Origin of the sequence: Paenibacillus sp. UASWS1643 (genome assembly GCF_008693195.1) — a bacterium.
In the GTDB taxonomy this organism is placed as follows: domain Bacteria; phylum Bacillota; class Bacilli; order Paenibacillales; family Paenibacillaceae; genus Paenibacillus; species Paenibacillus amylolyticus_B.
In genome coordinates, this window is sequence record NZ_VXKZ01000100.1 from 134,534 (window position 1) to 146,968 (window position 12,435).

Annotated in this window: 10 protein-coding genes; 2 read left to right on the top strand and 8 right to left on the bottom strand. The window is 44.7% G+C overall.

Going from position 1 to position 12,435, the window contains the following annotated elements; translation table 11 throughout:
* Positions 1–645: 645 nt before the first annotated feature.
* The 8 genes from FE296_RS33225 to FE296_RS08300 form a co-directional block, all read right to left on the bottom strand.
* The gene (locus FE296_RS33225) at positions 646–1,374 is read right to left on the bottom strand and encodes a hypothetical protein (protein WP_223868812.1); all 729 of its coding nucleotides are present in this window, start codon (positions 1,372–1,374) and stop codon (positions 646–648) included.
* A complete protein-coding gene (locus tag FE296_RS08270; RefSeq protein ID WP_223868813.1) occupies positions 1,371–3,542 on the bottom strand; it encodes a DUF5704 domain-containing protein in 2,172 nt (723 codons plus the stop codon). The genes FE296_RS33225 and FE296_RS08270 overlap by 4 nt, the downstream gene beginning before the upstream one ends.
* A gap of 485 nt (positions 3,543–4,027) precedes the next feature.
* Complete coding sequence (locus FE296_RS08275) at positions 4,028–5,299, bottom strand: S-layer homology domain-containing protein (protein WP_150364708.1); 1,272 nt, start codon at positions 5,297–5,299, stop codon at positions 4,028–4,030.
* 333 nt (positions 5,300–5,632) lie between these two features.
* The gene (csaA, locus tag FE296_RS08280) at positions 5,633–5,962 is read right to left on the bottom strand and encodes a chaperone CsaA (protein WP_047841512.1); all 330 of its coding nucleotides are present in this window, start codon (positions 5,960–5,962) and stop codon (positions 5,633–5,635) included.
* A 112-nt stretch (positions 5,963–6,074) separates the two neighbouring features.
* Complete coding sequence (gene udk / locus FE296_RS08285; protein WP_150364709.1) at positions 6,075–6,707, bottom strand: uridine kinase; 633 nt, start codon at positions 6,705–6,707, stop codon at positions 6,075–6,077.
* 201 nt (positions 6,708–6,908) lie between these two features.
* Entirely contained in the window at positions 6,909–7,490 is a 582-nt protein-coding gene (locus tag FE296_RS08290) for a VanZ family protein (RefSeq protein ID WP_150364710.1), read from the bottom strand.
* Between the two features lie 33 nt (positions 7,491–7,523).
* On the bottom strand, positions 7,524–8,648 hold the full coding sequence (locus FE296_RS08295) for a DUF4179 domain-containing protein (protein ID WP_124118257.1): 1,125 nt from the start codon (positions 8,646–8,648) through the stop codon (positions 7,524–7,526).
* Positions 8,632–9,168 carry a sigma-70 family RNA polymerase sigma factor gene (locus FE296_RS08300; RefSeq protein ID WP_124118256.1) on the bottom strand — a complete coding sequence of 179 codons (537 nt, stop codon included), beginning with the start codon at positions 9,166–9,168 and terminating at the stop codon, positions 8,632–8,634. Before FE296_RS08300 ends, FE296_RS08295 begins: the two co-directional genes overlap by 17 nt.
* 329 nt (positions 9,169–9,497) lie before the next feature.
* Here FE296_RS08300 and FE296_RS08305 point away from each other — a divergent pair, with 329 nt between their 5' ends.
* Entirely contained in the window at positions 9,498–10,346 is an 849-nt protein-coding gene (locus FE296_RS08305; RefSeq protein WP_223868814.1) for a PRD domain-containing protein, read from the top strand.
* 138 nt (positions 10,347–10,484) lie between these two features.
* Complete coding sequence (locus FE296_RS08310) at positions 10,485–12,413, top strand: beta-glucoside-specific PTS transporter subunit IIABC (protein ID WP_150364712.1); 1,929 nt, start codon at positions 10,485–10,487, stop codon at positions 12,411–12,413.
* The last annotated feature ends 22 nt before the right edge of the window (positions 12,414–12,435 follow it).

The following is a 12,435-nucleotide window of genomic DNA, read 5'->3' on the forward strand; positions in this document are numbered from 1 at the left end:
AAGGCGTCCTCATCCAGTAACACGGAGAGGGACGCCTTTTTTGATAGAATTTATAAGTTTTCAGCGGAGCTGTGGACGAAGAACATCATGGCACATACATAAAGTTGTGGGGAAGGACGTTAGAGCACTTGAGCAGATATATCGTTAAACGATTATTACAACTCGTAGTCGTATTGTTCGGCATCACGTTCCTGCTAACCTACCTTTCTCCTGAAGAAAGTCTGTCAGGATAATACTAATGTGCGGGTTTTCTTTATAGTCTAAGTAAGGTTATAAAAAGAGAATGATGCAAGAAGGGTTACCCCAGAAGTCCATAGATGACTTTCAGGATAACCCTTTTGTTGTATAACAGGCATGTTGTGTGTAGCTGGGATGTGACACTGGAATAACTTGTGAAAGCTTTATCGTATTTGGTTCAGTACACCTATGTTATTAAGCACACCATAGTTTTGCGTAGGCTGTATAGTACTTAGTCTGACACTTCATGGCTATTTTATCATATAATTATTGATTGCTTCATTAGGTGATTATCACTATAAGGACAGTCAGTCTTATTTTGGAGAGGTACTCCGCATATAGACTCTTCTGCCCATATGTGGTTGGCTACATCTGCTTAGCAAGTCGTACTGACATGAGAGATTCAAACTAGTGTGGTACTTGGGATTGGAAGTCGTTCCGGCTGGACTGATCAGCATGGTAAAAGACAATATCCCCATCCTTCAGAGGCCAGGTTCTGCCGTGACTGTCTGTTGGCGTTTTGTTGAAACCGTCCATCTGCCATTGATTCATCAGCGGTGCATGAATGTATTGCAAATGGGGTACTTCTGTATTTCCTTTTCGCAGGCTCTCCATGTTGAAGTTGACCACGATATAACCATTTTTCAGAAAAACATTCGATTTCTCATCCAGCTGATTTTGTCGGGCGAGGGGTTCAAGATCCGTACCTTTTGGTACGGCATATACATCGGCCGGCAAGCTGTACTCCCCGTACCAACGCTGGATTGCTGCATTGGCCCGGTCCACGTTGACCCCGGAAGGAATATCCGTTTTGGGTCCAATGAGTGTCCGAATCGGAGCGGACAGGATCATCCAGTCATAGCGACCTACCCATGTTTTTTGATGAGATGTCTGATCGACTAGGCGAACCATATGTTCTGCCAACGTACGCTGGCTGCGTTCTTCCGCTGTCAGTTCATAAGTATACTGATAACGCGCTGTATCGCCTAACTCTGTACCGGGTACATTTCGAAGACGTGAGTTAAGGACAACAGAGCGTTTCTCCAGATCCTGAGCCGATCCGATACGGATTAGGCGTTCCTGGCCTCGATGGTAGTACAGATCCACTTCTTGCCGCGAGGACCCGTCTTTACTCACAAAAGAAAAGTGGGTGTAATTCGAATACCATCCTGATTGCCAAACATATTGCCCTTGGTCTTCAGATCGAACTTGAAATGGTACCCTGTCTTCACAGTTGCGTTAGCAAATCCCTGTACCGGGTGGCTTCCCGGTCGAATGGGCAATACAAATGGAGCTAGGTTACCTCGCGGATCACCATCAATGCTATTCATCCCGGTCCAGTAGCTATAGCCCGTTGGTTCGGGACTACCCAATCGCTTGCGAAATACATTTTCCCAGTTGTAATCAGAGATATCCGTGACGTGAAAATCATATAACCTTCCGATGACATCTACCGGTACGGTGTCTGCTGCAACATGATGCGCCAGATTGGTATTGGCATCCTGTTGCTCGGTAAAGTTTGCAGGTGCATTCTCTGCAATATTGCGGAATGTAATATGGTATTTTCCCTCGTCTACCCATACAGGGAGGTAGAATGTGGTATCCAGTTGATTGACCGAAATATCGACCCATGTCTTGGCAGGGATAAACTGACTCCGGTCTGCGTTGTAGACATCAAACGGGAATTGTACCTGTTTGATTCGAAAATATTTGGCGTAGTCCCGATTCCCATATCCAGGATAACTTGCTGCGTCCAAGTGCTGCCCAGATGTGGGAATTCGCACAATGAACGGACGTTCCAGAATGAGTGCAGCGCTGGTTGGGTCCGGTACGGTTTTCTGATTATGCGGCTGATCATCCGATACCCAGGCGTAGTTAATGACAGGGGTATGTACGGTGACGGTGTTGATGCCGTTAATCGGTAATATTTTATTGGCACCTCCGTTCACGTTACCTGGTAGCAGATCATAATAGATCTCACCAGAGCTTGTGGTATTTGCTTTATTCAGCAGGGAATTGCTGATCATATTACCCGGTTTGTGCAACACATCGCGACCGATCGTTGTTGGATTAGGGATGTTGGATGGTGTTGGGCCATCTTTGGTTGCTTCTACATCATTCATAATGGTTGTGTTGTTGAATTTCACTAAATCATTATTCACTTTACTTTGAGGTGTGTTGGATTCAGCCATCTCTTTTAACCGTGATGTATCATCAGGCACACTGGGAGGTTGGTTCAAACCACCTGTTAATTTGGGTGGAGTATATGAGATAGAAGTGGTTTGCCCTGGTCGTACATGGCTTTCTACGGATTCATCATTTTTAGACTCCAGTGTTGGTGGTGTGTATCCTGATGGATTCATCGTAACGGTCTCTCCGGACAAAGCGTAATTGTTCATGGTTGCTTTAGCGATCTTATATACTTCCAGGTTATTAATTTTCCAGTAGGAGTAGTCTCTTGTGATTTGGAAGTTGTATAGTTTGGGTACCGTGTCGTTCGCAGGTACAGGTGTCCCTGATGTACAACCATCATCATCACATACCTCCGGTCCAGGTACTGTCCACTCTCTGTCGTACGAGATTGTGACATTACAGTTGTATGTAATTTTACCGCTCATTTTCGCCCAAGCTTGTTTAAATAGGTAATTGTCAGCAAAGGCATTTGTGTAGAGTGACTCGGAAGTAGGGATTCCTTTTAACACATTGAATGTCTCATTATCTCTGTTATCTGACTTAATAACACCGTTGGCATTTGGATCGAGATCACTCATGCTCATGATGGTTCCAGCAGAAGGTGGTCCAATCGTTGGTGTGCAACCTCCACCGCCTCCGTTACCGTCCTCACCACCAGGACCCGGATTTTCTTCAACGCCAATGTTTGTTGTGGTAGTTAGCTCAAAATCATCCTTTTCCCACAGTACTTTGATGGTTGTGGTTCCTCTGCTGACGGCTTGGACCACTCCGGAGTTACTCACGGTAGCGACACCAGGATTGGATGATTCCCATGTCGTTGTACCCCCGCTGCCAGTGTTTACGTTGGTCTCCGCTCCAAAGTTCCCATCACCATTTTTCGTTTTGACCGTTGCATTCAATTGTTTGGACTGGTTCAAGCTAAGTTGCCCGCCAGAGGTTAGGTTAATCTCTTTGGTTATTTCGGCAACGGCCCGCCAATATAAATCGGTATTAAATACGTAGTCAGCAGAGTATTTAGGTGGATTGTAAGGTCTGTGAGCTGTTGGTTCAATCGCACCTCCGATTTGCATCGTAAATTTTACTGCATCACCTGTGAAACTATCTACGCTCACCAAAATAGGTTCACCCGAAGTATAGTAATCTTTATTGTCCATATACATTGGTTTTAGTGAAGCAGAATTGAATTCAGAGCTATGATGTGGTTCACCAAGCTTATCTGTATATACAGTTGGCTTGTAGACTGGTTTGTCTAGCGGAAGATTGATACACACCAAGGATGAATTGGGTTTATTTGTAGTAGAATTATTTGATAATTCTTGTCCATTACATTCTCCGTCTACTTGCCACTTCATATTATCTAGTTGATATATGTAAATGCCGATATTACTTGTACCTTTACCCTCGACAGGACTAACTTTCTTTTGAGATTTTGCTGGGGTGGAAGGCTCAAAATGTGGAGCCTCCAAAGGGGGTTTTACCCCCGGGCCACCTCCAGCAAGAATAGAAGGGATAGGTGATAATATACTTATTATGAGTAAAGCAATGAATGATTTTTTAAGTACGGAATCGAAACGCAATGTGGATCACCCTTTTGAAATTAATTTGATGTGATATTGAAGTCGATTCCCTCTTTGGTAATAAGTTTCACTTGAGTGGTTAATTCTTTATCAAAGTGTAACAATCCCATCGACCAGTAAGTAGGATTCTTAACCTGAAACAACCCTTTACTACCAAGGGAATCATTAATATGCGGTACTGAGTATTTAGAGAAAGATTCAGAATTTGGTGATTTTAAAGCATTGATACTTGGAGATTGTAAAAGGCTACCAGCCTGAAGTTGAGTCATGGAATTTTTAATATTTAAATCAAATTCAGCAAAAGAATAATACGATCCACGCAGTAAGGTGTCTTTCTCATCAACAAAAACTGGATAATAGATACTACGTTTTAATCCTGTAACATACGGATTTATGATAATCCAATTTTTTAATTTGACATCTGCATAACTAGTAACTGTAACTAATTCTTTATTTCTGACTTGAGAGAATTGATCAGTGACTTTACTGTAATCATATGAATCAAAGAATTTATTTTTTGGAGTCTTTTGATACTTAGGCGCAATAATACTCAAATTTGTCCCCGTCAAACCCACCGCTCGCAGCTCATTCAGCCCCTGAAAATCGGCAGGTTTTGTCTTGGCAACTGCTGCATAACGTGCGATCAATACAGCTACTTCAGCTCGTGTTGTCGTACGATCAACACCAAATGTTTTATCGTTTGCCACACTCATCAGTCCCGTTCCCAGGGCAACAGCGACTGCATTTTTTTGAGCGCTTGCGAGTTTACCTGTGAAATATTCCTTTGCAGGCACAACGGTGTTGGTCACATCAGAGAGTGCTTGTTTGTACTCAGGATCAACCACGGTTAGCCCTTGTGTCAGCCAAGTAGCCATCTCCCCTCGTTGAAGAGCGCCTTGTGCATCCAATTTCCCCTTATAATTAGAAGGGCTGATAAAACCTTTTGCTATAGCAATAGAGACACCACTTTTTGCCCACTCAGGTATGTCCGTGAAATTGTTTTGTTCTTGTGTTGATGCATTAGGCTGGTCGGATAAACGTCCCAGAATACTTGCCATTTCAGCTTTGGTGACCGGTGAGCTTGGTTTAAATGTCCCGTCGGCATACCCCTTGAAATAACCTTGTTCCACGGCCGAATTAATTGCTGAAGATGCCCAGTGTGTAGAAGGAACGTCCTTGAATTTAGTTGTAGCTTGTGCGGCTTCTACAGAACTCCCAACGCCTCCAAAACCTACGATACCCCCTGTTAATAAAGCCAATGCCGTTACGCCGGAAACCATCATTTTTCTCATGAATTTTGCTCCTCTCAATTGTGAATTTCTCTCCTTGATATGTACTTTTCAGGCTACTAGATACTAAATTTGTAATAATAATCAATATTCTACCATGTAAAACTAGGCTGTTGGTATGATTTATCAATATGTTTTCTCCTCTCCACACAACTTTTACTAATGCTCCAGACCTATATCTCATCAAAAAACACAAAAAAAGGCCACGAATCCGCAGATTCATAGCCTTATACTTTAAGGTCTCCAACATATGTAGTTCCATCAATAATCAATAAATCAAGAATACTCGATTTCCATACATTTGAAAAGCCCATATTCTTTTTACTCAAAATAAAGTCAGGCTATCGGTGTTCCATTAGGCAATGGGCTATCCGGTGAGAGCAAGACAACATCGCCTTCACCAGGCACGCCGCCAAGCACAAGTACTTCAGAGACAAAACCGGCAATACGCCGAGGTGGAAAATTAACTACAGCAACAACCTGTTTGCCGATGATCATGTCAGGCGTGTATCGCTGAGTAATCTGAGCACTGGAGCGCTTAAGACCAAGTGGTCCGAAGTCGATCGTCATTTTAATAGCGGGTATGCGAGCCTTGGGGAAGGGTTCGGCCTCCACCACGGTACCAACCCGGATGTCATGCTGCATGAACTCTTCAAAAGTAGCCATAGGGGTAGATCTCCTTTCAACTATTGGGGACTATTATAAATGAAAAATCAACAAAAAATCCAGATTACGCTGTATCGTAACCTGGATTTCTGTTGTGTTGCATTGCAGCAAATTAAGCGCCGTTCCAATTTTCCCCGGTGAGGTATTTCTCGGTGAGGATGGATAACATCTGAATACCTACTTCATTATGTCCGCCTTCTGGAATAATGATATCAGCATACTTTTTGGATGGCTCGATAAAAGCATCGTGCATTGGTTTTACCGTTTCGAGGTATTGTTTGTACACGGATTGGATCGTGCGTCCGCGCTCTTCAATATCCCGCAGGACTCTTCGTAGAATCCGAACATCGGAATCAGTATCAACAAATACTTTGATGTCCATCAGACTGCGAAGATGTTCATTAATCAGCACATGCAATCCTTCTACAATGACAATATGGTTCGGTGCCAGTTCAACCGTCTCATTGGCAGCACGGTTATCTATGGTGAAGTCATATACGGGAGCATACGCCGCTTGGCCTTTTTTCAACAGGGTGAGATGCTCAATCAACAGATCATTATCGAATGCAAACGGGTGATCGTAATTGGTGAGTCGGCGTTGCTCAGGTGTGAGCTGCGACTGGTCTTTGTAATAATTGTCTTGGGATATAAACGTAACTTTAGCTGATCCCAGACGGTCTATGACGGAGCGAGCTACCGTCGTTTTACCGGAGCCGGTTCCTCCGGCGATACCAATAATGAGCATGGTTGTTCCATAAGCCTCCCTAAAATGGCAGCATGATGAATGGATAAAAGCGCATCAGAAATCCTTCGTTCATGGCCTTTATCCACATGTCTGTCTCTGAATACACAATTCTTTCATTGTACCATAGCAGGCGACTTTTTTCATCTTGGTGTATGGACCATGTTTTGCCTTCAAGGGGCGTTATGCATGCTCATATTCATTTTACTGTATATCTTTGGGTGATACTCCCTGTGGTGACTCCCACAGCGTCATGAGGCGCTGTCCGATGGAACTTTTTGTAAACAGATTCAGGATGACAAAACCAAGTACACTTCCCGTTGTATTGGCTATTATATCGTTCAGATCGGTACTGCGACCGTTGCCCAAGGTTACTCGGAGCAGCAACTGTGTTATTTCAATAAGGATACTTAAAGCCAATCCCGCTAATGCTGCTGTTTGCAACGAATGAATCCAAGGCTTGATGAAAGGAAGCATGAACCCCAGTGGCATAAACAGCACAATGTTTAGGAGAAAGCTTGGTGCATCCGCGGTCAGGAGCGGAATCCATTGAATGCTTTGATACCATGGAGTTTGATTGGCATAGATTCCGATGTTCACGTCGATAGGGAAGAATACAAAATGCATAACGCCCAACATATATATGGCAAATGCGAGCATCGACACATACTGTCTGACCGTATACCTGGTTTTACTCACCCTGGCGTGGATCATCAGGGCGAGCAGGACCAGAACGAATAATGGGCCAAGTACGATGGGAGATGAGATTGAATATTGGATGGACATGGAATGGCTCCTTCATAAGGAAATGAGATCCGGCTATTGAAGCTGAATCTTCATTTCCATTCCCTTGATGAATTGAGTATCTTTAACCTCTTCCGTAAAATCATCCTTGATCTTGAAAGGTTTCACTATCAGGTATTTCACATCTTTGGAAGTCGTAGCATACATGCGCTCGGATGTTATTTGGTTTCCCTCATAGATGCCCTCGCCGCTAAGTGAGGTCAGTTGCCGCCCTTGATCATCATAGACGGCAAATCCGATGTGACTCAGCTGTTCCTGCTCTTTTGCCGTAAGAGTACTCTTATCGTTCAAACTGATAACAGTAGTTAGACGAGTAGTGACAGGGGTAACCACAGCTTCCGCAACAGCGGCTGTATACACATCGTTGGTCATGGCTGTGTTAGGCAGAACCTGATGAATGTTTTCTGTTGATTTGGCAAATGGAACCGTCAGCTCGAACTCATGATCGATGCCCTGCAACGTCAATTGAACTTGAGCATCAAACTGATCCGGCCAATGTGCCGTTCCCTGATCGGAGGAAATGACCTGCTCAAAGAGCAGTGTATTTGGCTGCGTTTCTCCTACCGAACTATAGAACAGTCCGCTATTCGAAAGGGACCCATCGACTTTGAAAAAGACATTCTCAATTCCGCTGCTCAGTTTCACGATGTCCTTGCCATTGTCATATTCGCCTTGATTCAGATTAGGCGCAGTGAAATGAACCAGAAATGCAGCACGGGTACCATCATAAACTGTTTCAAGGACTTCCAGCTTCACATCCTGGTAAGCGACCTTGCTGTTAACAGGGGTAGTCAAGCCGTCATTGCCCGCCGTTCGCAGACCCATATCGGCTTCTATCGAGCTGAAGAGGCTTCCTACAAGTGGGATGTTGCGCAAGGAGGCGGCCATGGCCGGTGATACAAAGCCGGATGCAAATACGGTCACGCCCAATACTCCGGCTGCGATCGTCGCAGCTGCAGCCTTGTGCCATCGCTTGTTCCGGCGACTGGAGCGCAAAGTTTGTTCGGTTTTCAATGTGTTTGGGGACGCCGGCAGAGAATCCAGTGTGGCATCAATCCGGTTACGCACAAGTTCAGACATCAGAGGACGCTCCTTCGCTTGGTTCTTTAATTCCTGATCGATATTAAACGGGTTTGACATGTAAGTTTACCTCCCGAAAATTTTTGAATTTCTGATATAACTCCTGCCTTGCCCGGGTAAGTCTCATTTTCACTGCACTTTCGGAAATATTGAGGGCATCGGCGACTTGACGGAGAGACAGGTCTTCAAAATAATGCAAAACGACTACAATTCGTTTCGATTCCTCCAGACGGTCTACCGCTTCTCGCATATCGACCTCATCATAGGGACTGGAATGTTCCCGCTTTTCTGAAGGTACCTCCGCATAAGCAGTGGATAGAGAGCGGCGGGACAGCATCGTGTTACATTCATTGATGAGGATGCGAAACAGCCAGGTTTTGAAATACCGGGGTTCCCGGAGTGTATGCACCGATTTGTATGCGTTCAGGATTGTCTCCTGAATGGCATCGGCCACGTCCTCCTCTTTTCGCAGCATGGATTTTGCCGTATTGTACAAAGAGTTTTCAATGTCTCGAATAAGCCGGATAAAGGCTTCACGATCTCCTTGGATGGCCTGGTTAACGAGATCGGTTGAACCCATGGATAACAGCTCCTTTCGTATTGGAGGGATTAAGCCAGCACTTGGCTGGTTTTTATATGAATTAGACTGGCGAGTAGGGCATATGGTCACATTTTCTTTTTGTAGTTTTAAAAAAGGGCGTTGTTATATATGACGTATCAGGTCTCTGCGTTCCCTTCAATGATAAGAGAGGCTGATTTTTCCCTAAGATTGGATGATTGACTTTTTCTAAAACAGCACTATAATAAACTTATATTCATAACACGGACTGTTACTGGGGAAACCAGGCATGACCGAATTCGATTGCTTTACTGTAATCGCTTTCGGTCTTTTTTTATTTTTGTTGGGGGGTGAGAACATTGAAGGTTATCAAGAAAGTAAACAATAACGTAGCCATCGCTATTAATGAACATAACGAAGAGGTTTTTGTCGTAGGCAAGGGTGTGGGATTTCTAAAAACGCCCTATGAGCTGACGGAGACGGACTTGGTGGAGAAAATATTTGTAGCACCAAAGAACATCCGTATGTATGACCTGCTGAACAGCATTCCGATTGAGGATATTTATCTCGCCGAGGAAGTCATCAAGCTGGGCAGTCAGATCCTGAATAAAACATTTAACCCGAATCTGCTTCTCACCCTGTCTGACCATATCAGTTTTGCATTAACCCGAACCAGAGAAGGCATCCGTATCAAAAATCCGCTGGAATGGGAAGTGCTGCGGACACTCTATCCGGACGAGACCCGGGTGGGGGAGGCTGCGCTGAAGCTGATTCAGGAAAAAACGGATATCGCTCTGCCAACAGCCGAAACAACACTGATTGCTCTGCATTTTGTTAATGCACAGGTGGGCTCTGGTGAGATGACGGATACCACCAAGGTAACCACAGTTACGGGCGAGATCCTATCCGTGATCAAATATGCGCTCAAAATTGATTTCCAGGAGGATTCCATTCATTTCATGCGCTTTGCCACACATATCCGGTATTTCATTCTGAGGCAGATGAGCGGTAAGTCGCTCAAAGATGAGAATGGATCGCTTTTCCTGATGGTGAAGGAGAAGTTTCCGAAAGAACTCGCTTGTGTGGAGAAGATTGCTGATTTCCTGAAAAATAATTATGGCTGGACCTGTTCGGATGATGAAAAATTATATTTGATCTTGCATATTCAACGATTGATCTCAAATGAACCAACGGAATGAACCAGTGAAGGAACTAACCGAATAATCCATATTGGACTGTTACTGATTCGATCAGGCATGACCAAGCGTAGGGAATGACGATTCCCCGGCTTGGTCATTTTTTATATATCCATTTTATTCATGTAGAGGAGAAGGGTCATGAACAACAAAGACTTGGCTAAAAACGTACTTGATCTCGTTGGCGGCGAGCAAAATATATCGGGTCTGACACACTGTGCAACCCGTTTGAGATTCGTATTGAAGGATGATAACAAAGCAGATCTCAAAGCGTTGGATCGGCTTGAAGGCGTGCTCAAGGCACAAAATTCCGGTGGACAGGTTCAGGTTGTTATCGGTGCCAAAGTAGACGCGGTATACAGTGAAGTGAAGAATCTAACTTCTGACCATATTGGCGAGCTTACAGAGTCTACAGACAATGGACCGAAAAAGAGACGCAACCCTGTCAATGTAGTGCTTGAAACCATCGCAGGTATATTCACGCCTGTTCTGCCAGCACTTGTTGGTTGCGGGATGATCAAGTGTTTGGCTACCGTTATAACTGCCATGGGTTACCTGGAAGGCTCCGGTTTCCTGACGATCATAAACATGATCGGGGACTGTATTTTCTACTTCATGCCGTTTTTCCTGGCTGTCAGTGCAGCAAACCGTTTCAAAACCAATCCCTACTTGGCGGTAGCTCTTGCTGCGGGATTAATGCATCCAACCATTTTGAACGCTGCGGCTCAGATTGCTGAGACGGGTGTAAACAGTATTGATTTTCTCGGCATGCCGATCCTGTTGATGAAATATTCCTCTTCCGTCATTCCTATCATTCTGGCGGTATGGATCATGAGTTATGTGTATCCAATCGTCAATCGAGTGATTCCCAAGTTTCTACAGGTCCTGCTTACCCCAATGATTGTTTTGTTCATTATGATTCCAGTGGAACTAATCGTGCTTGGTCCAGTAGGTTCATATATCGGTGACTGGTTGACCAATGGCATTAATTCATTGTTCTCAACCGCAGGTGTTCTTGCTGGTGCGATTCTTGGATTTTTCAAACCGATTATGGTCATGTTCGGTATGCACTATGCCATCATGCCTATTCAGGTTCAACAAGTGGCTACACTGGGTGCAACCGTGCTGTTACCAACGGCACTGGCAGCGAATTTGGCTCAGGCTGGAGCAGCCTTCGGTGTGTTTGTACTGACGAAGAGTAAAACGATGAAATCAGCGGCTGCTTCAAGTGGATTCACCGCTTTGTTCGGGATTACCGAGCCGGCGATTTATGGTGTAACGCTAAAATACAAACGTCCCTTTTTCGCAGGTTGCCTGGCAGGCGGATTAGTCGGTGGATTCTACAGCTTGGTGCATACCACAGCGAATGCCATTTCACTGCCAGGTGTATTGGCCATTGGCACGTATACCTCTGATCGTTACATGTATGTCGTTATTGGTTGTATTGCCGCCGTTGTACTCGGCTTTGTGTTCACGCTGTTGGCTGGCATCAAGGAAGATACAGATGGAAATAAATCGAAGCAGCAAGCTACGGATAAGGTAAATATTAATCAGACAGCCGTTGCCACAGAGGCAACTCCAGCGTCCGTATCATCACAGCCATCCGCTTCTTCTGGCATGCTTATCGTTAGCCCAATGACAGGGGAGATCAAACCGATCTCTGAGGTGGAAGATCAGGCATTTGCCCAAGAGTTAATGGGTAAAGGTATTGCAATTGTTCCGACAGATGGCAAGGTATATGCTCCATTTGACGGAGTAGTCGAGGCCCTTTATCGCACCAAACATGCTATCGGATTGAAAGCTGCGAATGGTGTCGAGATCTTGATTCATATCGGGGTGGATACCGTCAGTCTGAAAGGGAAATATTTTAACGCCCATATCGAACAGGGACAGACCATCAAGGCCGGCGATTTATTAGTGGATTTTGATCCAGAAGGCATTACGTCAGCGGGCTACAACACCATTACATCCATTGTGGTTACCAACATGCAACAGTACGGAGATGTGCTGACTACAGCGACCAGCGGCCCGATCCGGGAGAGTGAACCTTTGATCAAGCTAATCCCCTGAAACCTTAAATAAGACCATTTAA